Raw genomic sequence first — 21,826 nt, 5'->3', positions numbered from 1 at the left:
GATGGAGCCCGACGGGGCAACCATTTCGCGCGGATCAGGTAGATGATCTCTGTAAAAATCAAGCCGTCATCGCAAAAATCCGCTCCATCAACGTGCATCCAGCCGCATAAATCAACGTCAAAACTGATTTTCTACTGCTTTATTTGCGACCACCGGTCTTTAAACGGAAAAGTTTTAATCACCAAAATCGCTCAACAACTGTGACTCGGGCGGCATTACTGATACGCCTGCTGCAGATCGACGGTGCAGTCCCGGCCGACCCGCTCGTAATTCTCGGCGAGCCAGGCCTGCGCGGCGGCCCGGCCCTTGTCGCGCAGGCGCTTGAACACGGTCCACCGCGCGTCGAGCTTGGACGCCGCGTTGTACGCTTCCAGGGCGTCGGTGCCATCGATGCGGTGGACCAAGACCCGGCGGTACTGCCCCTGGCCCAGGGTCCCCTCCTCGATCAGCCCGTCGAGGAAGTCGATGGCCCGCAATTCCCGCATCAGGTTGGCATTGAAGGTGATCTCGTTGAGCCGGTCGCGGATCTCGCTCTCGGTGCGCGGCGTCTCACGCCGCTCCACGGGATTGATCTGTACGAGGAGGATGTCGCGCGTCCGGGCGCCGCGATGGAGCGGATAGAGGGGTGGATTGCCGAGATAGCCGCCATCCCAGTACGGCACGCCGTCGATCTCCACCGCCTGGAAGACCGTGGGCAGGCAGGCCGACGCCATCAGGTGGTCGATGGTCAGGCGCTCGCGCTCGAACACCGCGAGCTTGCCGGTCCAGACGTTGGTGGCGGAGACGAACAGGCCCGCCGTGTCGGCCGCGCGCAGGCGGTCGAAATCGACCTGCTCGGCGAGCGCCTTGCGCAGCGGGTTGATGTTGAGCGGGTTCGACACGTAGGGACTGGGCGACAGCATCTTGGCCCAGAACTCGGCCACCGGATTGCCCTTCCACAGGCTGAACAGGCCGCTGACGACGTTGCGCTGGGCCGGCCCGAGATCGCCGTCGAGGCTGACCTCGCGCCAGAATCGCTCCAGCCCGTCGCGGGCGCCGTCCGGGCCGCCCTTGAGCCAGCCGTCCACCAGAACGACGGCGTTCATCGCACCCGCGCTTGCCCCCGTCACCGCCTCGAAGGCGAGACGTCCGTCCTCGATCAGGGCGTCGAGCACGCCCCAGGTGAACGCGCCGTGCGCGCCCCCGCCCTGCAGCGCCAGGGAGACCGGCTTCTCGGCCCGAGGTCCGGACAGAACCTGACCGGTCGGCTGCGCGGACACGGCCTCGATCGCGTCCGAGACCGGACCCTCGGGCACGGCCGTCGCGGGGTTCTGCGGCGCAGCTTCGCCGGAATGCTCGCTCATGATGGCCTCCTCGAACAGGACCGAAGATGGGATGCTGCGCTGCAGCATCAACCGCGCATCAGGGTTGCGGCCCGAAGCGCGACCCGGACGGGCCCCGCGCGAATCGGCAACAGACGCCGACGAAAACCCGGCGGCGTGCCGAGCAAACTCGACATCCGCGCCCGGATACGACATGACAGCGGCGATGCTGTCATGCGCGATGCTGTCCTGCGCGGCGCCGGCTTGACGCGGCGCCGGGTCGTCCGCAGCTAACCAAAGGCAGCCCCGAAGTCCCGGCGAGGCGCGTCCCCGGACCGGTCCGGCAGCCCCTCAGGGCTCCCACGGCCCGCGAGACGCGCACGCGAAGGTCCACGATGGAAGTCATGGAAGCCACCCGTTCCGAAATCCCCGCCGAGAACCCGCTGGCCGGCGGCGGTCCGGAGATCGCAGGCCCCGCCCCGCGCCACCGCACGGTTGGCGTCACGGTCGGCGAGGGCGCCGGCGCGGTCACGGTCGGCGGCGGCGCACCGATCGTCGTCCAGTCGATGACCAACACCGACACGGCCGATATCGACGCCACGGTGGCCCAGGTCGCGCAGCTCGCCCGGGTCGGCTCGGAGCTGGTGCGCATCACGGTCGACCGCGACGAGGCGGCCGCCGCGGTGCCGAAGATCCGCGAGCGCCTCGACCGGATCGGCGTCCACGTGCCGCTGGTGGGCGACTTCCACTACATCGGCCACAAGCTGCTCGCCGACCACCCGGCCTGCGCCGAGGCGCTGGCCAAGTACCGGATCAACCCCGGGAACGTCGGCTTCAAGGACAAGAAGGACACGCAGTTCTCGTCGATCATCGAGCAGGCGATCAAGCACAACAAGACCGTGCGGATCGGCGCCAACTGGGGCTCCCTCGACGGCGAGCTGCTCACCCACCTGATGGACGAGAACGCCAAGCTGCCGCGGCCGATCGATGCCCGCGCGGTCATGCGCGAGGCGATGGTCCGCTCGGCGATCGGCTCGGCCGACCGGGCCGTGGAACTCGGCCTGCCGCAGAATAAGATCATCCTCTCGGCCAAGGTCTCGGCGGTGCAGGACCTGATCGCGGTCTACCGCGAGGTGGCGCGCCGCTCGGACTACGCGATCCATCTCGGCCTGACCGAGGCCGGCATGGGCTCGAAGGGCCTCGTCGCCGCCTCGGCCGCCATCGGCGTGCTGCTCCAAGAGGGGATCGGCGACACGATCCGCTACTCCCTGACCCCCGAGCCGGGCGGCGACAGGTCCGTCGAGGTGAAGGCCAGCCAGGAACTCCTGCAGACCATGGGGTTCCGCACCTTCGTGCCGATGGTGGCGGCCTGCCCGGGCTGCGGCCGCACGACCTCGACGACCTTCCAGGAACTGGCCCGCGACATCCAGAACTGGATCGTCACCTCGATGCCGGAGTGGAAGAAGACCTATCCGGGCGTGGAGGGGCTGAACGTCGCCGTGATGGGCTGCATCGTGAACGGCCCGGGCGAATCGAAGCACGCCGACATCGGCATCTCGCTGCCCGGCACCGGCGAGACCCCGACCGCGCCGGTCTTCATCGACGGCAAGAAGGCGATGACGCTCCGCGGCCCGACGCTGGCCAAGGATTTCGAGACGATCGTCATCGACTACATCGAGCGCCGATTCGGCCAGCAGGGCGGGACGCGCACCGCCGCCGAGTAAGAGGCGCGGGGCGGGTCTCCTCCGACCGGAAGATCAGTCTCCCGCACCGTCATTCCGGGGCGCCGCAGGCGAGTTCGGACCCGGAGGGGCACGCCGGAGGCGGGCAATCCAGAACCGCTGGCGGTGCAAAGTCTGAGCGCGTCGGCGGCTCTGGATCCCGGGCTCCGCTCCGCGGCCCCGGGATGACGGGACGGCGGCCAGGTCTGGGCCCACCGCGCCGAGACCCAGCTCCGCGCTCTTCGCATCTGCACACGGTTTCCGCCTGCACGCGGCCGTGGTAGCAACGCGGCACGATCCCGTGAAAGGTCGGCCCGGTGGCCGTCCCGCGCGGTTCGGCGGAGTCTTCGCGTTTTCTGCCCGGCCCCGACTGGCCCCTGAGCCGAACCGCGAAGCGCCGGCCACGCCCAAGCTTCCGACATCCACATGAGCCAAACCTTCGCACCCGGCGTAGCAGCCCAGCCCGCGCCCGCGGCGCCCGACGCCCCGCGCGAGGCCGCTCCGGCGGCCGAGGGCGAGGGTTCCATCCAGGGGCCGGCCACCTCCGGCACGCTCGATGCCCCCGAGAAGGCCGAGACGCGCCACGGCCATGCCGGCTTCTGGACGCTGCTGGTCGGCTCCGTGGGCGTCGTTTACGGCGATATCGGCACGAGCCCGCTCTACGCGTTCCGCGAAGCGCTGGTCCCGGCCCGCACCGACGGCATCCTGCTGCCAGAGGAGGTGATCGGCACCGTCTCGCTGATCCTCTGGGCGCTGTTCATGATCGTGACGGTGAAATACGTCGCGATCCTGCTGCGCATGGACAACAACGGCGAGGGCGGCATCCTCTCGCTGATGGCGCTGGCCCGGAAGGCGCTCGGCGGCTCGCGCATCGTGTTCATGCTGGGGCTGCTCGGCGCCTCGCTGTTCTACGGCGACGCGGTGATCACCCCGGCGATCTCGGTGCTCTCGGCCGTGGAGGGGCTGAAGCTCGTCACCCCGGCCCTGAACGACTACGTGCTGCCGATCACCGTGACGATCATCGTCGCCCTGTTCCTCGTGCAGAACCGTGGCACCGCCAAGGTCGCGGCCTTCTTCGGGCCGATGACCGTCGTGTGGTTCGTCGCCATGGCGCTCGCGGCGCTGCCGCATATCGGCCTGCACCCGGAGGTGTTCCGGGCGATCAACCCCTGGTACGCGGTGCATTACCTGCTCGGCCACGGCAGCGGGGCGCTGGTGGCGCTCGGCGCGGTGTTCCTGGCGGTGACGGGCGCCGAGGCCCTGTTCGCCGATCTCGGGCATTTCGGCCGCAAGCCGATCCAGGTCGCCTGGGTCTGCCTCGTCTTCCCGGCGCTCGCGCTCAACTATCTCGGGCAGGCGGCCCTGGTGCTGGAGAAGCCCGATACCGCCGATCCGTTCTTCCAGTTGGTCCCGGCCTGGGGCCTGCTGCCGATGGTGGTGCTGGCGACGCTGGCGACCGTGGTGGCGAGCCAGGCGGTGATCACCGGGGCGTTCTCGCTCTCCCGGCAGGCAATCCAGCTCGGCCTGCTGCCACGGCTGGAGATCCGCCACACCTCCGAGTCGCATGCCGGCCAGATCTACCTGCCGCAGATCAACGGGCTGCTGATGATCGGCGTCGTGCTGCTGGCGGTGCTGTTCAAGACTTCCTCGTCGCTCGCCTCGGCCTACGGCATCGCGGTGACCGGCACGATGCTGCTCACCGCCTCCATGACCTTCCTGGTGATCTGGCGGATGTGGGGCTGGTCGCCGGTGGCGGCGGCCGCCGTGATGCTGCCCTTCATCATCCTCGAATTCCTGTTCCTGCTCTCCAACCTGATCAAGGTGGTGGAGGGCGGTTACGTGCCGCTGCTGCTCGCCGGCGGCCTGATCATCCTGATGTGGACCTGGGTGCGCGGCGTCACGATCCTGTTCAACAAGACGCGCAAGACCGACGTGCCGCTCGTGGAACTGGTCGGCATGCTGGAGAAGAGCCCGCCGCACCATGTCCGCGGCACCGCGGTGTTCCTGACGAGCGACCCCGAGATCGCCCCGGCGGCGCTCCTGCACAACCTCAAGCACAACAAGGTGCTGCACGAGAAGAACGTGATCCTCACCGTCGAGACGGTGGACACGCCCCGATCCAACGAGGCCGACAAGGTGCGGATCGAGCCGGTGGGCCCACATTTCTTCAAGGTCGTGATGAAGTTCGGCTACATGGAGACGCCGAACATCCCGAAGACCCTGGTTCTGCTGCGCCGCCAGGGCTTCAAGTTCGACATCATGGCGACGTCGTTCTTCCTGTCGCGCCGCTCGATCCGGCCGGCCGCCCATTCGGGCATGCCGCTCTGGCAGGACCGGATTTTCATCACGCTGGCCAAGAACGCCAACGATGCGACTGACTTCTTCCAGATTCCGACCGGGCGTGTGGTGGAGGTCGGGACGCAGGTGACCGTGTAGGCGGGCGGCCTCGCCGACACAGAATAAATCCGATTCACAGTTCAGACTGATGCTGCGCTTCCGCCGCCAAGATTTACACAGCCATACGATTTTTCGAGCCTTTTTTCGCCGAATAGACATTCAGTTTCCGCGCTTGAGTCGGAGCGGCACATAGGCAAGTCTCCGAGATCAGCCGAATGAGTCCTTGCGACTTCTCGAGGTCGAACCATGGTGATCGCAGAGCGATCTCTCTCGATAGAGGACGGACCCGAGCCCAAAGCGTGCAAGGTTACGATGCACGCGCCTGAAGACGCCGACGGGATGTGGATCTGCCGCTATACAATTTCATGGCCGACCGCTCCGGAAGAGAGCTTCGGCGCTGGCGTGGACGCCTTCCAAGCGCTCCACCTCACGCTTCAGAAAATCGGCATCGCGCTTTATGCCAGCGCCTATCACAAAGCGGGCATCTTGGTGTTCGACAGGCCCGGGAGAGGCTACGGCTTCCCCATGCCGAAGAACGGGCGTGACCTTCTGATCGGGGACGACAAGATCTTCGACGGGTGAGCGCCGGGCTCGCGCGCCGGCTGTTCGGCACCCTTGTCACTGGCCGCGGGGCAACTCTGGCGGGGGTCCCGCGGCGGCGCCAAATCGCTCCTCCCTCAGGATGGGATCCGGGCCTCTGATCGGCAGGTTGATCCTGCAACACTCGGTGGCAGGGCCTGACGAGCCGCGCCGGCCGATTGGACACAACCTCGAGCTGTTCCCACGGCCACGCACATCATGTGCGCCGCCGCACGCGGCATGACCTGAGCGCAACCAAGCGAGGATGACCTTCCCCGTCCGTGCGTTGCGCCCGGGACAGGGCCTGCTTTAGAATATTTATTATTCTGAGCTTGAGCGTTTGCCCGGCGATCTTCCCCGCATCGGCACGCGTGAGCCGGCAAAGCCGGCACCGGCCCCAGGCCCGGCTCGGACCCGACTGAACGCCGCTCCGGCGCCGCCAGACAGGACGCAACGATGATCAAACTCACCGTGAACGGGGCTGCGCGCAGCTTCGACGGCGACCCCGACATGCCGCTGCTGTGGTACCTGCGGGACGAGCTCGGGCTCACCGGCACCAAGTTCGGCTGCGGCGTCTCGCTCTGCGGCGCCTGCACCATCCATCTCGGCGGCGCGGCGACCCGTGCCTGCATCACCCCGGTCTCGGCGGCCGAGGGCCAGGAGGTCGTCACCATCGAGGGGCTGTCGCCGGACGGCAACCACCCCGTGCAGGTGGCGTGGCGCGACCAGAACGTCGCGCAGTGCGGCTTCTGCCAGTGCGGCCAGATCATGCAGGCCGCCGCCCTCCTGAAGGACACGCCCAAGCCTACCGACCAGGACATCGACGACACGATGAGCGGCAACATCTGCCGCTGCGGCACCTATCCGCGCATCCGCACCGCGATCCATCAGGCCGCCGGCCAGACCGCGCCCGCCAGCAAGGGAGAGCGCCTGTGATCCACGACGCCAAGCTGAGCGCTGAGCGCGCCGCCGGCACCAAGCCGGCCCTCGACAATGTCAGCCGCCGCGGCATCCTCGGCGGCGCCGGCGCCCTGGTGCTGGCCCTCTCGCTGCGCCCCGCCCGGGCCGACGAGACCCAGACCCAGGAGCAGAAGGAGCAGAAATTCGGCGCCGACGGCATGCCGCATGGCTGGCGCGACGATCCGAAGGTCTTCGTCGCGATCGCGCCGGACGGCACCGTCACGGTGACCAACCACCGCTCCGACATGGGCCAGGGCATCCGCACCTCGGTGGCCTTCACGGTCGCCGACGAGCTGGAGGCCGACTGGTCGAAGGTGAAGGTGGTCCAGGCCTGGGGCGACGAGACCCGCTTCGGCAACCAGGACACGGACGGCTCGCGCTCGACCCGCCACTTCTTCCAGCATTTCCGCCACGCCGGCGCCGCCGCGCGGCTGATGCTGATCCAGGCCGCCGCCAAGCAGTGGGGCGTGCCGGCCTCCGAGGTGACGGCGGTCAACCACACGCTGAGCCACGCCAAGTCGGCCCGCACCCTCGGCTACGGCGCGGTGGCCCAGGCCGCCGCCGAGCTTCCGGTTCCGACCGACGTCAAGCTGAAGGATCCCAAGGACTTCCGCTACATCGGCACCGGCAAGGTCGGGCTGATCGACAACTTCGACATCACCACCGGCAAGGCGATCTACGGCCTCGACACCAAGCTCGACGGGATGCTGTACGCGGTCGTCGCGCGCCCGCCGGTCTACGGCGGCAAGGTGAAGTCGTTCGACGACAGCGAGGCCAAGAAGGTCGCGGGCGTCGTGAAGATCTTCAAGATCGACGGCGGCGAGATCCCGTCCGAGTTCATGCCACTCGGCGGCGTGGCGGTGGTGGCCAAGAACACGTGGTCGGCCATGAAGGCGCGGGACGCCCTCAAGATCACCTGGGACGACGGCCCGAACGCCGGTTACGACACCGACGCGTTCCGCAAGGAGCTGGAGGCCGCGGCCCGCAAGCCCGGCAAGGTCGTGCGCACGCAGGGCGATGTCGACGGCGCCCTGGCCAAGGCCAAGACGCGCGTCCAGGCCGAGTACTTCGTGCCCCACCTCGCCCAGGCGCCGATGGAGCCCCCGGCGGCGGTCGCCCGCGTGAAGGACGGGTTCTGCGAGGCCTGGGCCTGCGTGCAGGGTCCGCAGGCGGCCAACGACCGCCTGATGAAGGCGCTCAAGCTGCCTGACGACAAGGTCAAGGTGAACGTGACGCTGCTCGGCGGCGGGTTCGGGCGCAAGTCCAAGCCCGACTACGTGGTCGAGGCGGCGCTCTGCTCGCAGGCCGTTGGCGGCGCGCCGGTGAAGCTCGCCTGGACCCGCGAGGACGACCTCCACCACGGCTTCTATCACACGATCTCGGTGGAGCATCTGGAGGCCGGCCTCGACGAGAAGGGCATGCCGGTGGCGTGGCTGCACCGCTCGGTGGCGCCGACGATCGGCTCGATCTTCGCGCCCGACCCGAAGCACGAGCTGCCGTTCGAGCTCGGGATGGGACTGGTCAACACGCCGCTCAACATTCCGAACATGCGGCTGGAGAACCCCGAGGCCGCCGCCCATGTCCGGATCGGCTGGTTCCGATCGGTGTCGAACATCCCGCACGCCTTCGCGATCCAGTCCTTCGTGTCGGAGCTGGCGCACGCCGCCGGCCGCGAGCCGAAGGAGTACCTGCTCGACCTCATCGGACCCGATCGCAAGATCAGCCCGACCGAGATCGGCGACGTCTGGAACTACGGCGAGGATCCCAAGCGCTACCCGATCGAGACCGGCCGCTTGCGCGGCGTGATCGAGGCGGCCGCCAAGGGCGCGGGCTGGGGGCGGCAGATGCCCAAGGGCAGCGGCCTTGGCGTCGCCGGCCACTACAGCTTCGTCACCTACACGGCGGTGGCGGCCGAGGTGGAGGTCGACGACAAGGGCCAGGTGAAGGTGAAGGCGATCGACATCGCGGTCGATTGCGGGCCGCAGGTGAACCCGGAGCGCATCCGTTCGCAGATGGAGGGTGCGGTGGTCATGGGGATGGGGCTGGCGCTCACCTCCGAGATCACCTTCAAGCAGGGCCGGGCGGTGCAGAACAACTTCGACGGCTACGAGGTCCTCCGGATCGACGCCGCCCCGAAGGTGGTCCGCGTGCACCTCGTGCCGACCGGTTCCTATGACGGGCCACTCGGCGGCGTCGGCGAGCCCGGCGTGCCGCCGGTGGCGCCGGCGATCGCCAACGCGATCTTCGCGGCCACCGGCCGCCGGGTCCGGCAGCTGCCGATCCGCGATCAGCTGAGCGCCTGAACCGTCACCCGTCGCGAGACGTTGGGGCCGTGGGGGAACCCGCGGCCCCTTCTTTTTGGAAAGTACCCGACCCGATGATGCGTCCTGCCTTGACGGCCTGCCTGACCCTGATCCTGACGGCGGCCCCCGCCCTCGCCTCGCCCTGCGGCGACCGGATCGACAGCGTGTCGAAGCGCGTCCAGTCCGAGGTGAGCCAGTCGATCTCGGCCAACACCAGCGGCCAGGGCAACGCCGCCAAGCGCGGCGGTGAGGGGCTCACCGGGACGGAGGGACAGCGGGCAAACGAGTCGCCGCAGGCGCCGCCGGAGAAGTCGGCCCAGGCCGGCCAGGGGGCGGACGCCGCCCAGCAGGCGAAGGTCGCCCTGGAAGAGGCGCGCACGGCGGATCAGAAGGGCGACGTGAAGGCGTGCGAGGCGGCGCTCACCCGCGCCGAGCAGCAGTTGAAGAAGGCGCCGTGAGGCGCTGATACGCTTTTTGGTTGTCTGCTTCGATCCCACCGTCTTTGCGAGCGGAGTAAGGCAACCCAGGGTCACGCCAAGCTATCCGAGATCGCGCTGCCCTGGGTCACTTCGCTTCGTTCGTGATCACGGGGAGAAGCGACACCGGGAGCCTTCGTCAGGTCCACGCCGGCCCCTCGCCGTGGGCTCAATGCCGGCCGCAAGCGCGCTTCGATCCGCGTGACGTACGCCCGAGGCAAGAGCCCCTACCGACCCAGCGCGCTGATCTCGATCACGAATTTCCGACGCAGTGCCCGCGAAAAGTCGCCGTAGCCGGCGGCCGCCAGCAGGAACGCGCCCGGGCCGCCGATGACGTGGGCGCGGTACCATTGCTCCAGGCTCGTGCGCTCCTGCGGCAGCGGCGTCGGGAGCAGGCCGTAGCCGGGCGCCCGGCAGGCCCCGGCCCCCACCACGTCGTTCTCGCCCGGCACCAGGATCGGCAGGCCGTTGACCGTCGCGCCGGTGTCGAGCAGCGTCCGCTGCGCCTCCGCGAGGCTGTCGGCGTCGGTGCAGTTGTCGATCCCGTCGCCGGAGACGTCGATCACCACGCGCTCGGCCGGAACCGGCAGCGCCGGGAGCACGGCGGCGGTCACCGTGCGGAACATCTGGCCGAGGCAGGTGAACTCGCCCGCCTGACGCGGGGTGGCCCGGACCAGCGCGGCGACGGCGGCCGCGTCGGCCCGGCCAGCGATCCGCCGCCAGCCGACCGCGAGGTCCGCCCGGTCCGCCCAGGTCACTATCGCGAACAGGATCCCGCCCGGATTGCCGGTGATCGCGCCGAGGACCGACGGATCCTCCAGAGCCTCGGCGATGCCCTCCATCTGCAGCCGGAAGCGCGCTTCGTCGACGGGTTGCGAGACGTCCACGGAGACGATGAGCGCGGTGGCGACGCTCTCGGGCGCGGCCTTGACGGGCTCGGCTTTGGCGGGCGCGAGCCCGAGGAGCAGGAGGCCGGCGCCCCGCAGCACGCCGCGGCGGATCCGTCGCGAACCCGTCCGCATCATCGGCCTCGGCGCTCCCGGAAGGCGCGGCCCTGCGGCCGTCGCGCATCCGTTAGGCCACGTTTCGACGTCGCGCGAAACCGGCCTTTCGGGGGGCCCGTCGTGCGGACCCGCCCGTCGGGCCGACGCGCCGTGGGAGATCCCGAATGCGCGTCGGCGGGGTGTCGATCGGGCAGATGCCCGGCCCCGGTGAGGATAGCTCGGCTCCGGCGGCGGTGACCCGCTCATCTCGGAGGCGGCCCGTCCTCCGGCCTCATCCCTGGGCCGGCCGCGGGGCAGTCGGGGACGGCATCGACCGCCCCGGAGAGGGCTCAGGCGGCCGCGGCGCCGAACGCGTGCGGGTTGCCGTTCAGGCCGGCGCAGAGATCGTCGATCTCGGCGAGGTCCAGCGCATCGCCGGCCCGGCCGGCGATGGTGTCGATCAGGTGATCCTGTCGGGGATCGAACGGATGCCCCTGCATCCGGTAGAACTGGTAATAGCGCAGCGCCGCCAGGACGGTGTCACGCTCGCGGTCGGTTACGGTGAAGTGCTGCATGGGTAGTTGCTTCCCCTTGTGGCTTCAACGAACGCTCGGGTAGGCCGCGACGCCGATCCCGAGCTTGACTGTTGTAACCCGTGGGCAACTGCCCGACCAGTTCTTGACAGCTCGCACGGACGTGATTCGCGGGCCTCAAAACGCTGTCGCGCGTCCGCGGCAGCTGAAACCTGGATCAGAAATCCAGTCCTTTCAGAGGCTTGCCGGAGTTTGGCTCGTCACAGACCAAGATCGGCCAGATAGCGCGGCAGCGCCTCGCTCGCCGGCCCGTAGCGCGCCTCGTCGAAGGCATCGGCGTTGTCCGACGGTTCGAGGTTGATCTCGCAGGTCGGGATGCCGAGAGATTGGGCTTGCCGCACGTAGCCCGCCGCCGGGTAGACCGCCCCCGACGTGCCCACGGCCACGAACAGGTCGGCTGCGGCCAGCGCCGCCTCGATCGCGTCGAGATGCATCGGCATCTCGCCGAACCAGACCACGTCCGGCCGCATCCGGTCCGGTGCGCCGCAGGCGGGGCAATTGTCCGCTCGGCTCAGGTCGGCGCGCCACGGCGTGACGGCGCCGCAGGCGCAGCAGCGGGCCTTGAGCAACTCGCCGTGCATGTGGGTGACCGCCCGCGAGTCGGCCCGCTCGTGGAGGTCGTCGACGTTCTGCGTGCACAGAAACAGCCGCCCGCCCCGCGCGGCGATCCGCGCCTCGGCCCGCGCCAGGGCGCGATGCGCGGCGTTCGGCTCGGCCGCGACCACGCCGCGGCGGCGATGATCGTAGAAATCGAGCACCGTGTCGGGGTCGGCCGCGTAGGCCTCGGGGGTGGCGAGCTTCATCGGGTCGAACCGCGCCCAGAGGCCGCCGCGATCCCGGAACGTGCCGAGCCCGCTCTCGGCCGAGACGCCGGCCCCGGTCAGCACGAAGATCGTCTTGGGATGTCCCGTCATGGGCGGCTCCTGCGCGTCGGAGATTGGCCGGATATGTCCGCTGGTTGGCGGTGCGGTTTCTTTCCCGCAGCGTCCAACCGGTGAATGCTGCGGCTCGCTTTACTGAGCGGGAAACACGAAATGTCCGATGTTGCGCTGCTGGTCATCGATGTCCAGGAATCCTTCCGGCATAGGCCCTTCTGGAACGACGCCGATGTCCCGCCCTTCACCCAGCGTCTGCAGGCACTCATCGACGGCGCCGCCGCGCGGCAGATCCCGGTCCTGCAGGTCTTCCACGTCGCCGAGAGCGGACCGTTCGCCATCGCTTCCGGCCATGTCCGCACCCTCGAACCGATCGTGATCGCGCCGACGGCCACCTTCCACAAGCGCCGGCACAGCGCCCTGGTCGAGACCGGCCTGTCCGGCTGGCTGACGCAGCACGGCATTCGCCGGCTGATCGTGTCGGGCATCCGGACCGAGCAGTGCTGCGAGACCACGGCCCGCCACGCCTCCGACAGCGGCTGGCAGATCGACTACGTGACGGAAGCCACCCTGACCTTCGCCATGACCCACCCGGACGGCCGCCGCTTCGGCGCGGACGACATCAAGGCCCGGACCGAGCTGGTGCTGACCGACCGCTTCGCCCGGATCGCCACCGTGGACCAGGCGTTGGCCGGCCCGGACCTGCCGGTCGCCGCATGAGCGGGACGGCGCGGCACATCCCGGTCCTCGTGGTCCTGCCGCCGCGCGCGCTGCTGCTCGACCTCGCCGGCCCACTGGAGGTGCTGCGGATCGCCGGCACCGTCCAGGACCGGGTCGGCTTCGCGGTGGCCTACGCGGCGCCGCGGGCGCTCACCCGCTGCTCGATTGGGCTCGACCTGGGCGGTGCCGGACCTCTGCCGGATACGGTAGCCGACGGGACAATCGTGCTCCTGCCGGGCTCCGCGACGCAGGTGCTCGGCGACGCGCCCGACTCGGCAGCCGACGCCGACGCGGAGGCCGAGATCGTCGCGTGGCTGCGCGCCCTCATCCGGCCGGGCCACACCGTCGCGACCGTCTGCGAGGGCGCCCTGCTGGCGGCGCGGGCCGGGCTCCTCGACGGCTACGCCTGCACCACCCACCATGCCAGCTGCGACCGGCTGATGGCGGCGGCGCCCCGGGCCCGGGTCCTGGAGAACCGCCTGTTCGTCCAGGACCGCGACCGGTTCAGCAGCGCCGGCGTCACGGCCGGCATCGACCTGATGCTGCACCTCGTGGCGGAGTGGGCGGGACCGGCGACGGCGGTCGCCGTCGCGCGGACGCTCGTCGTGTACATGCGGCGCGGGCCCGACGATCCCCAGCTCTCGCCCTGGCTCGAGGGGCGCAGCCACCTGCACCCGGCGGTGCATCGGGCCCAGGACGCGATCGCCGCCGACCCGGCCCGGGACTGGTCGCCGGCGCTGCTCGGCCGGGTCGTGGGCGCGAGCCCGCGCAACCTCGCGCGGCTGTTCCGGCTCCACGCTGGCATGACCGTGACGGACGCGATCAACCGGTCCCGCGTGGCGCTGGCCCGGGACCTGATCGCCCAGAGTGACCTCGGCCTGGAGCAGGTCGCCGAGCGGGCCGGCTTCGGCTCCGCCCGGCACATGCGCCGCGTCTGGCGGCAGTTCCACCCGGCGGCGCCGTCGAGCCTGCGCTCCGGATCCTCGGATGAGGCGTCCGGGCCGGTCATCCCGCAGCCCGAAGGCCGGGGTTCTGCCTGGAACTCCGCGCATCAGCCGTCCTTGCAAGCGCAGCGAAGCAATCGAGGATAGCGCTCCGCTTACCGGCGTCGCGCAGCCCTGGGTCACTTCGCTGCGCTCGTGATGACGGCGCGAGCGACGACGGCCGAAGGCCTCGATCGGAAACCGTTGGCGTCAGGCCGTTCCGCTCGCGCGGCGCGGCCCGCGCTGGACCCGAACGGCCGCCTGTGACCTCCTGCCGTGCCGACCCCGTCCGCCCGAATCGGCGCGGACCCTGCATCGGCCCGGCGCGCCCGTTGGCGCGGAGGAGTGAGCGGCATGCCCGAATTCGACCTTGCCATCCGGGGCGGCACGGTGGTCACGGCGAGCGACACGGTCCGGGCCGATATCGGCGTGCGCGGCGGCCGGATCGTCGCCGTGGCCGAGGGCATCGCCGACGCCGCCCGGGTGATCGACGCCTCCGGCCTGCTGGTCCTGCCCGGCGGCATCGACAGCCACGTCCACATCGCCCAGGAATCCGGCCCCGGCATCGTCATGGCCGACGACTTCGCCAGCGCCACCCGGGCGGCGGCGGCCGGCGGCAATACCTGCGTGATGCCGTTCGCGCTTCAGCCCCGGGGCGACTCCCTGCGCGGCGCCGTCGACGCCTACCGGGCCAAGGCCGAGGGTCAGTGCCACGTCGATGTGGCGATCCACATGATCATCTCGGACCCGACCGAGGCGGTGCTCGGCCAGGAGCTGCCGGCTTTGGTCGCCGACGGCTACACCTCGTTCAAGGTCTTCATGACCTACGACGACCTCGTCCTGAACGACCGCCAGCTCCTCGACGTGTTCCACGTCGCGCGGCGGCAGGGCGCCCGGGTCATGGTCCACGCCGAGGGCTACGACGCGATCCGCTATCTCAGCGAGCGGCTGGAGCGGGCGGGCGAGACCAAACCCTACGGCCACGCCCTGTCGCGCCCCGAGATCGTCGAGCGGGAGGCGGCCCACCGGGCGATCAGCCACGCCGAGCTGATCGACCTGCCAATCGTGATCGTCCACGTCTCGGGCCGCGAGGCCACCGAGCAGATCGCCTGGGCTCAAGGACGGGGCCTGAAGATCCGGGCCGAGACCTGCCCGCAATACCTGACGCTGACGGCCGAGGACATGAAGGGGCTCGGCCACGATGACTCGATGGCGGGGGCGAAGTACGTCTGCTCACCGCCGACGCGGGACGTCGAGAGCCAGGAGGCGGTCTGGTCGGGGATCCGGCGCGGGATCTTCGACGTGGTCTCGTCCGACCATTGCCCGTTCCGCTACGACGACCCGCAGGGCAAGCTGAACCCGCGGGGTAAGACCTCCTTCCGCTGGATCCCGAACGGCATCCCCGGCATCGAGACGCGGCTACCGGTGTTCTTCTCGGAAGGGGTTTCGAAGGGGCGAATCAGCCTCAACCAGTTCGCCGCGCTGACCGCCACGAACCACGCCAAGCTGTACGGCCTCTACCCGCGTAAAGGCTCGATCGCCCCGGGTTTCGATGCCGACCTGACCCTGTGGGACCCGAACAAGCGCGAGACCATCCGCCAGGCGAACCTGCACCACGGCTCCGACTACACACCGTGGGAAGGCTTTGAGGTCACCGGCTGGCCGGTGGTGACCATCGCGGGCGGTGAGGTGATCGCCGAGGACGGCAAGGTTCTCTCCGCGCCGGGACGCGGACGGGTGCTCGACCGGGCGGTCGACCCGGCCGAGCGGCGGGAGGCCTGACGGTCACGCTGGCCCGCCGCTTGCCTGCAGCGCCCGGGGGAGAACCGCATGGACGTCGAGCTGATCGGCCTGACCAAGCGCTACGGCGCGGCCATTGCGGTCGACGGCATCGACCTGAAGGTGCCGTCCGGCGCCTATTGCTGCCTGCTCGGCCCCTCCGGCTGCGGCAAGACCACGACGCTCCGGATGATCGGCGGCCACGAGCACGCCAGCGCGGGCGACGTCGTGATCGGCCCCAAGGCGGTGGGCGACGCGGCCCCGGCCGAGCGCGGTACCGCCATGATGTTCCAGAGCTACGCGCTGTTCCCGCATCTCGACGCGCGCGACAACGTCGCCTTCAGCCTCAAGATGCGCGGAATCGGCAAGGCGGAGCGCCGCGCCAAGGCGATGGCGATGCTCGACCTCGTGCAGATGGGCCACCTCGCCGGGCGCCTGCCGGCCCAGCTCTCGGGCGGCCAGCAGCAGCGCGTGGCCCTCGCCCGCGCCCTGGTCACCGGCCCGAAGGTGCTGCTGCTCGACGAGCCGCTCTCCGCCCTCGACCCGTTCCTGCGGGTGCGGATGCGGGTGGAGCTGAAGCGGATCCAGACCGAGCTGGGGCTCACCTTCATCCACGTCACCCACAGCCAGGAGGAGGCGATGGCGCTCTCGGACCTCGTGGTGGTGATGAATGCCGGCCGGATCGAGCAGGCCGCCGACCCGCGCACCGTGTTCGAGCGTCCGGCCACCGCCTTCGTGGCCCGGTTCATCGGCGGCCACAACGTGATCCGGCTGCCCGAGGGCCTCGTCGCCGTGCGGGCCGACCGGATGCGGCTCGGCGCCGAGGCCGGGCCCGCCGCCCTGCCGGCCCGGGTGGTGGCGGTCGAGTACCAGGGCACCAGCGTCCATGTCGGCCTCGACGCCGAGGGGCTGGAGCGCGCGCCCGAGAGCCCCGCCGCCCTCACCGCCATCCTCAGCGACGCGGCGTTCGCGGCCCGCCCGTTCCATCTCGGCGACACGATCCCGGTCGGCTGGGACGCGTCCGCCGCCCACCGCCTCGACGCCTGACAGCCCCGGAGACGACCATGGACCTGCCCCAGAAGCCGAGCCGGCGCACGCTCCTGAAGGGCGCCGCCGCGCTCGCCGCGACGCCGGTGACCGGCTTCCCGGCGGTGCACGCCGCCGAGCCCGTCACCCTGCGCTACCTCGGCACCGCGGTGAACCAGTCCGCCGACATCGCCCGGAAGGTGAAGGAGGATCTCGGCCTGACCATCGAGTACATCCCGGTGGTCACCGACGAGGTGACCAAGCGCGCGGTCACCCAGCCGAACTCCTTCGACCTGATCGACACCGAGTATTTCAGCCTCAAGAAGATCCTGCCCTCGGGCAACCTGCAGGGCATGGACGCCAGGCGGATCAACCTCGCCGACAAGATTTCTTCCGTTTTCACCAAGGGCGAGGTGGCGGGCAAGAAGATCGGCGACCAGGGCACCGCGCCCAAGAAGGTCTTCTACCTGGAAGGCCAGGAGTCCAAGAAATTTGCCGGCGAACAGACCCAGTGGATCTCGCTGATCCCCACGGTCTACAACGCCGACACGCTGGGCATCCGGCCGGACCTGATCAAGGTGCCCGTCACGAGCTGGAAGGAGCTCCTGAACCCGGCCTTCAAGGGCAAGGCCTCGATCCTCAACATCCCGTCGATCGGCATCATGGACGCCGCCATGGTGGTGGAGGCGACCGGTGACTACACCTACGGCGATAAGGGCAACATGACGAAGCCCGAGATCGATCGCACCATCAAGGTGCTGATCGAGGCCAAGCGCGCCGGCCAGTTCCGCGCCTTCTGGCAGGACTTCAACGAATCCGTCAACCTGATGGCCTCGGGCGAGACGGTGATCCAGTCGATGTGGTCGCCCGCCGTCACCAAGGTCCGCGCGCAGGGCGTGCCCTGCACCTACCAACCGCTGAAGGAGGGCTACCGGGCCTGGGCCTCGGGTTTCGGCATCCCCAAGACCCTGAGCGGCCGGAAGCTCGACGCGGCCTACGACTTCATCAACTGGTTCCTATCCGGCTGGGCCGGGGCCTACCTCAACCGGCAGGGCTACTACTCGGCGGTGCTGGAGACCGCCCAAGCGAACATGCAGCCCTACGAGTGGGCTTTCTGGATGGAGGGCAAGCCGGCCGAGAAGGACATCCTCGGCCCCGACGGCACCCTGATCGAGAAGGCCGGCGCCACCCGCGACGGCGGCTCCTTCGAGGCGCGGATGGGCGCGGTCGCCTGCTGGAACGCCGTAATGGACGAGAACACCTACATGGTGCGCAAGTGGAACGAGTTCATCGCGGCGTGAGCGGGCTCACCTTTCCCCTCCCCCCTGTGGGGAGGGGCAGGGGTGGGGGTGGTGCAGACGGCACCGCACCGCTCGATCCTGCACCACCCCCACCTCCGGCTCCTCCCCACAAGGGGGAGGAGAGTCGCGTCGCGCCCTTTCAGCCCCGCCGCGCCCTCGCCTACCTCCAGGCCGCGCCGCTGGCCCTTGTCTTCCTTGTCTTCCTCGTGGTGCCGCTGGTGCTCACCGGGATCGTCTCGCTCTGGGAGTACAACGAGTACGAGATCATCCCGGCGCTCACCCTGCAGAACTACGCCGACGTGTTCGACGGCTGCCTGTCGGCCGACCTCTGCACCACGATGCGCACCTACATGTCGACGGTGAAGTTCGTCGTGCTGACGCTGGCGATCACCCTGCCGCTCGGCTTCGCCATCGCCTACTTCCTGGCCTTCCACATCCGCTCGGGCACGGTGCGGATGGGCCTGTTCCTGCTCTGCACGATCCCGTTCTGGACCTCGAACGTGATCCGCATGATCTCGTGGATCCCGCTGCTCGGCCGCAACGGCCTCGTCAACGACACGCTCCGCACCCTCGGGCTGATCCGCGCGCCGATCGACGGTCTGCTCTACTCCGACTTCGCGGTGGTCCTGGCCTTCGTGCACCTCGACACGGTGTTCATGATCGTGCCGATCTTCAACAGCCTCGCGCGCATCGACCGGCGGCTGATCGAGGCGGCGCGCGACGGCGGCGCGTCCGGCGCGCAGATCCTCTGGAACGTGATCCTGCCGCTGGCCAAGCCCGGCATCGCCATCGGGACGATCTTCGTGACGACCCTGGTGATGGGCGACTTCGTCACCGTGGGCGTCATGGGCGGACAGCAGATCGCCAGCGTCGGCAAGGTCATCCAGGTGCAGATGTCCTACCTGCAATTCCCGGCCGCCGCCGCCAACGCCGTGGTGCTGCTCGCCGCCGTGCTGCTGATGATCCTGGGGCTCACCCGGATGATCGACCTCCGGCGGGAGCTGTAGCGATGGACCAGCCCCGCGGCCGCGCCTTCTACCTACTGGCGGCGGTCTTCGCCCTCTACGTCCTTTTCCTCTACGGGCCGACGCTGACGATCCTGGCGCTCAGCTTCCAGGGCCCGTCCGGCGGCCTGACCTTCCCGATGAACGGGGTCTCAACCCACTGGTTCGCCAAGCTGTGGGAAGGCGTCGGCGTGGTCGACATCTGGGCGGCGCTGCGGCGCTCGCTGGCCCTCGGCCTCGTGGTGATGGCGCTCACAGTGGGAATCGCGTTCTACGCCGGCCTCGCCTTCCGGAAGGGGTTTCGCGGGGCCGGCCTCGTCTTCGCCCTGGCGGTGTCGAGCCTGATCGTGCCCTCGATCGTGGTCTCGCTGGGCATCGGCCTGGAGTTCCGGCTCCTCGACGACGCCGTCAATGCGCTGGCCGCCGCCACGGGCTGGGGGTTCCTGCAGGAGCACGGCACGCTGATGGGTCTCTACACCTCGGCGCTGGGGGCGCATCTCACCTGGACGCTGCCCTTCGGCCTGCTGATCATGTTCGCGGTGTTCAACCGGTTCGACCCCGCCTACGAGGAGGCCGCGCGCGACCTGGGCGCCAGCGGCCCGCAGACGCTCCGCCACGTGGTGGTGCCGATCCTCGCGCCCGCGCTTGTCGGCGTCGCCCTGTTCGGCTTCACCCTGTCGTTCGACGAGCTCGCCCGCACCAGCCAGGCGATCGGCGGCCGCAACACCCTGCCGCTGGAACTGCAGGGCCTGACCACCACGGTGACGACGCCCGAGATCTACGCGCTCGGTACGATCACCACGGCCGTCTCGGCCCTGGTGATCGGCACGGCGCTCGTCCTGACCCTGTGGCTGCAGAAGCGCCGGGCACGGCGGGCGCTGTCCGGCATGTGAGGGAGGCCGGGCGGCCGGCCCGCCATCGGTCAATGGAGCCTCGACATTGCCAATCTACCCCCGTCCGTGTATGCGCACCGCGCGCCCCCGAGACACCCTTGGAGGCAGGGGCGCGCCGGGAAGGTCGTGAGCCGTCCGCATCGGGCGGCTTTTTCGCGTTCCGGCTCCAGCAATCGTAAAGGATCACGCCATGAGCGCTGTGAAGACGCTTGAGGCCGTGGCACGCGACCGGGTCGGCAAGGGGGCCGCCCGGGCCGTTCGTCGCCAGGGCCAAGTTCCCGCCGTCATCTACGGGGGCGGCCAGCCGCCGCAATCCATCGCGGTCGACCTCATCCGCACCCGCACCCTGATCTACGCCGGCGGCTTCAAGACCACGCTGTTCGAGATCAACGCCGGCGGCACGAAGGTCCGCGCGATCCCGCGCGACTTCCAGCTCGACCCGGTCAGCGGCGTGCCGCTGCACGTCGACTTCCTGCGCGTCGTCTCGGGTCAGACCGTCACGGTCGAGGTGCCGGTGCACTTCGTCAACGAGGACGCGGCTCCCGGCATCAAGAAGCTCGGCGGCACCCTCAACATCGTGGCCCACACGCTGACCCTCGACGTCGCCCCGGACCAGATTCCGGACGCCATCGAGGTCGACCTGACCGGCCGCCAGATCGGCGACGTGATCCACGTCTCCGACATCAAGATCCCGGCCGGCACCCATACCGGCGCGCCGACCGACCCGGTGGCCAACATCGTGCCGCCGACCGTGCTGGGCGCCGAGGTGGAGGCCGAGGAGGCCGCCATCGCCGAGGCGCAGTCGGCCGAGGCCGCCGATGACAAGGCCGAAGAGTCCGCCGAGGACGGCGAGAAGAAGGACGGCGAGGAGGCCTGAGCCTCGTCGCCACCTGTCACGCGAAGCGAGAGCCCCGGCCCTGCCGGGGCTCTTTTGCGTTCAGACCGATCGCCGTTGGCCGTCTTTGCGAGCGGTGCGAAGCAACCCAGCCCCCGCCCGGCGCGCAACGTGCTGCCCGGGGCACGAGTGTCTTCTTTTGCCACGACCGCCAGACCTAACGGGTCTGGTCAGCGCCGTCGTTCCGGGGCGCCGCCGACGAGCTCGAATCCGGGAGGGGCAGGGCCGAAGGCGGGCAATCCAGAGCCTCTGCCGGTGCCAAGCCGTCCCGCGTCGGTGGGCCTGGATCCCGGGCTCCGCTCCGCGACCCGGGGATGACGCGGCTACGGATACAGCCGCGCGCGGCTCCAGCCCTCACCCGTCCGGGTGAAGCGGACCCGGTCGTGCAGGCGGAAATCGCCGTTCTGCCAGAACTCGATGCTCACCGGCGCGATGCGGAAGCCGGTCCAGTGCGCCGGCCTCGGGATCGGACCGTCCCCGTAGCGCTCCGACAACGCCGCCACGGCGCTCATCAAGGTGTCGCGGTCGGCGAGCGGGCGCGATTGCTGGCTGGCGATGGCGCCGAGCCGGCTCTCGCGGCGGCGGCTCTGGAAATAGGCGTCCGCCTCCTCCGGCGTCACCGGTTCGATCGGGCCCCGGGCCCGCACCTGCCGGCGCAGGCTCTTCCAGTGCAGCACCAGCGCGGCCTGGGGATTCTCGGCCAGCTCCGCGCCCTTGGTAGACTGGGTGTTGGTGTAGAACACGAAGCCGCGCGCATCGAAGTCCTTCAGCAGCACCATGCGCACGTCCGGCAGCCCGTCGGACCCGGCGGTGGCGAGCGCCATCGCGTTCGGATCCTCGGGCTCGGCGGCCTCGGCCTCCTTCATCCAGGCGGCGAACAGCGCGACCGGATCTTCGCTCAGCGTGAAGTCCGCACGCTTCGGGTCATCGGTCCTTAACTGATCCACGCCAAGACTCCTGCCTGCCGCGTCCAGGGGCCTGAGGGGGCACCGACATCGGCATGTTCGGTCGAGCGGAAAGCCCGTCGTGAGTCAGGT

The 21,826-nt window shown here is 69.7% G+C and carries 19 protein-coding genes; 14 read left to right on the top strand and 5 right to left on the bottom strand.

What is annotated here, in order from left to right; all coding sequences use genetic code 11:
- Nucleotides 1–215 precede the first annotated feature (215 nt).
- Nucleotides 216–1,343 carry a patatin-like phospholipase family protein gene (locus tag ABIE45_RS07635; protein WP_192706158.1) on the bottom strand — a complete coding sequence of 376 codons (1,128 nt, stop codon included), beginning with the start codon at nt 1,341–1,343 and terminating at the stop codon, nt 216–218.
- Between the two features lie 353 nt (nt 1,344–1,696).
- On the opposite strand from ABIE45_RS07635, the gene ispG reads away from it, so the two are divergent.
- The 6 genes from ispG (at nt 1,697) to ABIE45_RS07605 (ending at nt 9,719) form a co-directional block, all read left to right on the top strand.
- Nucleotides 1,697–3,025 carry a flavodoxin-dependent (E)-4-hydroxy-3-methylbut-2-enyl-diphosphate synthase gene (gene ispG / locus ABIE45_RS07630; protein ID WP_192706157.1) on the top strand — a complete coding sequence of 443 codons (1,329 nt, stop codon included), beginning with the start codon at nt 1,697–1,699 and terminating at the stop codon, nt 3,023–3,025.
- Nucleotides 3,026–3,448: 423 nt separating this feature from the next.
- On the top strand, nt 3,449–5,458 hold the full coding sequence (locus ABIE45_RS07625) for a potassium transporter Kup (protein WP_192706156.1): 2,010 nt from the start codon (nt 3,449–3,451) through the stop codon (nt 5,456–5,458).
- 207 nt (nt 5,459–5,665) lie between these two features.
- Complete coding sequence (locus ABIE45_RS07620) at nt 5,666–6,001, top strand: hypothetical protein (RefSeq protein ID WP_192706155.1); 336 nt, start codon at nt 5,666–5,668, stop codon at nt 5,999–6,001.
- Between the two features lie 453 nt (nt 6,002–6,454).
- Nucleotides 6,455–6,934, top strand: a complete 480-nt coding sequence (locus ABIE45_RS07615) for a (2Fe-2S)-binding protein (protein ID WP_192706154.1) — start codon at nt 6,455–6,457, stop codon at nt 6,932–6,934.
- The gene (locus ABIE45_RS07610; protein ID WP_192706153.1) at nt 6,931–9,261 is read left to right on the top strand and encodes a xanthine dehydrogenase family protein molybdopterin-binding subunit; all 2,331 of its coding nucleotides are present in this window, start codon (nt 6,931–6,933) and stop codon (nt 9,259–9,261) included. The genes ABIE45_RS07615 and ABIE45_RS07610 overlap by 4 nt, the downstream gene beginning before the upstream one ends.
- A gap of 74 nt (nt 9,262–9,335) precedes the next feature.
- Complete coding sequence (locus ABIE45_RS07605; protein ID WP_192706152.1) at nt 9,336–9,719, top strand: hypothetical protein; 384 nt, start codon at nt 9,336–9,338, stop codon at nt 9,717–9,719.
- 245 nt (nt 9,720–9,964) lie between these two features.
- On the opposite strand, the gene ABIE45_RS07600 is transcribed toward ABIE45_RS07605, so the two are convergent.
- The 3 genes from ABIE45_RS07600 to ABIE45_RS07590 form a co-directional block, all read right to left on the bottom strand.
- Complete coding sequence (locus ABIE45_RS07600) at nt 9,965–10,759, bottom strand: DUF1194 domain-containing protein (protein WP_192707307.1); 795 nt, start codon at nt 10,757–10,759, stop codon at nt 9,965–9,967.
- 311 nt (nt 10,760–11,070) lie between these two features.
- Nucleotides 11,071–11,295: a hypothetical protein gene (locus ABIE45_RS07595; protein WP_192706151.1), complete on the bottom strand. Its 225-nt coding sequence runs from the start codon at nt 11,293–11,295 to the stop codon at nt 11,071–11,073.
- A gap of 218 nt (nt 11,296–11,513) precedes the next feature.
- Nucleotides 11,514–12,227: a Sir2 family NAD-dependent protein deacetylase gene (locus tag ABIE45_RS07590; protein WP_192706150.1), complete on the bottom strand. Its 714-nt coding sequence runs from the start codon at nt 12,225–12,227 to the stop codon at nt 11,514–11,516.
- 120 nt (nt 12,228–12,347) lie between these two features.
- Here ABIE45_RS07590 and ABIE45_RS07585 point away from each other — a divergent pair, with 120 nt between their 5' ends.
- The 8 genes from ABIE45_RS07585 to ABIE45_RS07550 all read left to right on the top strand — a co-directional run bounded on the left by ABIE45_RS07585 (nt 12,348) and on the right by ABIE45_RS07550 (nt 20,771).
- Nucleotides 12,348–12,908, top strand: a complete 561-nt coding sequence (locus ABIE45_RS07585) for an isochorismatase family protein (protein ID WP_192706149.1) — start codon at nt 12,348–12,350, stop codon at nt 12,906–12,908.
- Nucleotides 12,905–13,999, top strand: coding sequence for a helix-turn-helix domain-containing protein (locus ABIE45_RS07580; protein WP_192706148.1), 1,095 nt, complete (start codon nt 12,905–12,907; stop codon nt 13,997–13,999). Before ABIE45_RS07585 ends, ABIE45_RS07580 begins: the two co-directional genes overlap by 4 nt.
- A gap of 246 nt (nt 14,000–14,245) precedes the next feature.
- On the top strand, nt 14,246–15,673 hold the full coding sequence (gene hydA, locus ABIE45_RS07575) for a dihydropyrimidinase (protein ID WP_192706147.1): 1,428 nt from the start codon (nt 14,246–14,248) through the stop codon (nt 15,671–15,673).
- Between the two features lie 48 nt (nt 15,674–15,721).
- On the top strand, nt 15,722–16,717 hold the full coding sequence (locus tag ABIE45_RS07570; protein ID WP_192706146.1) for an ABC transporter ATP-binding protein: 996 nt from the start codon (nt 15,722–15,724) through the stop codon (nt 16,715–16,717).
- Nucleotides 16,718–16,734: 17 nt separating this feature from the next.
- Complete coding sequence (locus tag ABIE45_RS07565; protein WP_192706145.1) at nt 16,735–17,997, top strand: extracellular solute-binding protein; 1,263 nt, start codon at nt 16,735–16,737, stop codon at nt 17,995–17,997.
- Nucleotides 17,994–19,004: an ABC transporter permease gene (locus tag ABIE45_RS07560; protein ID WP_192706144.1), complete on the top strand. Its 1,011-nt coding sequence runs from the start codon at nt 17,994–17,996 to the stop codon at nt 19,002–19,004. Before ABIE45_RS07565 ends, ABIE45_RS07560 begins: the two co-directional genes overlap by 4 nt.
- 2 nt (nt 19,005–19,006) lie before the next feature.
- Nucleotides 19,007–19,894 carry an ABC transporter permease gene (locus tag ABIE45_RS07555; protein ID WP_192706143.1) on the top strand — a complete coding sequence of 296 codons (888 nt, stop codon included), beginning with the start codon at nt 19,007–19,009 and terminating at the stop codon, nt 19,892–19,894.
- 190 nt (nt 19,895–20,084) lie between these two features.
- Nucleotides 20,085–20,771 (top strand): 50S ribosomal protein L25/general stress protein Ctc, encoded by a 687-nt coding sequence (locus tag ABIE45_RS07550; RefSeq protein ID WP_192706142.1) that lies wholly within the window; start codon nt 20,085–20,087, stop codon nt 20,769–20,771.
- Nucleotides 20,772–21,112: 341 nt separating this feature from the next.
- Here ABIE45_RS07550 and pdxH read toward each other — a convergent pair whose 3' ends face one another.
- Nucleotides 21,113–21,736 (bottom strand): pyridoxamine 5'-phosphate oxidase, encoded by a 624-nt coding sequence (gene pdxH / locus ABIE45_RS07545; protein ID WP_192706141.1) that lies wholly within the window; start codon nt 21,734–21,736, stop codon nt 21,113–21,115.
- Nucleotides 21,737–21,826 lie beyond the last annotated feature (90 nt).

This window comes from Methylobacterium sp. OAE515 (genome assembly GCF_041806315.1).
GTDB lineage: Bacteria > Pseudomonadota > Alphaproteobacteria > Rhizobiales > Beijerinckiaceae > Methylobacterium > Methylobacterium tardum.
The sequence above is the reverse complement of the archived record's forward strand: the minus strand, read 5'-3'. Positions and strand labels throughout refer to the sequence as shown.

Bases quoted from the DNA above. Each gene is read 5' to 3' on its own strand.
- ABIE45_RS07635 (WP_192706158.1), bottom strand. From the start codon at position 1,343: ATGAGCGAGCATTCCGGCGAAGCTGCGCCGCAGAACCCCGCGACGGCC.
- ispG (WP_192706157.1), top strand. From the start codon at position 1,697: ATGGAAGTCATGGAAGCCACCCGTTCCGAAATCCCCGCCGAGAACCCG.
- ABIE45_RS07625 (WP_192706156.1), top strand. From the start codon at position 3,449: ATGAGCCAAACCTTCGCACCCGGCGTAGCAGCCCAGCCCGCGCCCGCG.
- ABIE45_RS07620 (WP_192706155.1), top strand. From the start codon at position 5,666: ATGGTGATCGCAGAGCGATCTCTCTCGATAGAGGACGGACCCGAGCCC.
- ABIE45_RS07615 (WP_192706154.1), top strand. From the start codon at position 6,455: ATGATCAAACTCACCGTGAACGGGGCTGCGCGCAGCTTCGACGGCGAC.
- ABIE45_RS07605 (WP_192706152.1), top strand. From the start codon at position 9,336: ATGATGCGTCCTGCCTTGACGGCCTGCCTGACCCTGATCCTGACGGCG.
- ABIE45_RS07600 (WP_192707307.1), bottom strand. From the start codon at position 10,759: ATGCGGACGGGTTCGCGACGGATCCGCCGCGGCGTGCTGCGGGGCGCC.
- ABIE45_RS07595 (WP_192706151.1), bottom strand. From the start codon at position 11,295: ATGCAGCACTTCACCGTAACCGACCGCGAGCGTGACACCGTCCTGGCG.
- ABIE45_RS07590 (WP_192706150.1), bottom strand. From the start codon at position 12,227: ATGACGGGACATCCCAAGACGATCTTCGTGCTGACCGGGGCCGGCGTC.
- ABIE45_RS07585 (WP_192706149.1), top strand. From the start codon at position 12,348: ATGTCCGATGTTGCGCTGCTGGTCATCGATGTCCAGGAATCCTTCCGG.
- ABIE45_RS07580 (WP_192706148.1), top strand. From the start codon at position 12,905: ATGAGCGGGACGGCGCGGCACATCCCGGTCCTCGTGGTCCTGCCGCCG.
- hydA (WP_192706147.1), top strand. From the start codon at position 14,246: ATGCCCGAATTCGACCTTGCCATCCGGGGCGGCACGGTGGTCACGGCG.
- ABIE45_RS07570 (WP_192706146.1), top strand. From the start codon at position 15,722: ATGGACGTCGAGCTGATCGGCCTGACCAAGCGCTACGGCGCGGCCATT.
- ABIE45_RS07565 (WP_192706145.1), top strand. From the start codon at position 16,735: ATGGACCTGCCCCAGAAGCCGAGCCGGCGCACGCTCCTGAAGGGCGCC.
- ABIE45_RS07555 (WP_192706143.1), top strand. From the start codon at position 19,007: ATGGACCAGCCCCGCGGCCGCGCCTTCTACCTACTGGCGGCGGTCTTC.
- ABIE45_RS07550 (WP_192706142.1), top strand. From the start codon at position 20,085: ATGAGCGCTGTGAAGACGCTTGAGGCCGTGGCACGCGACCGGGTCGGC.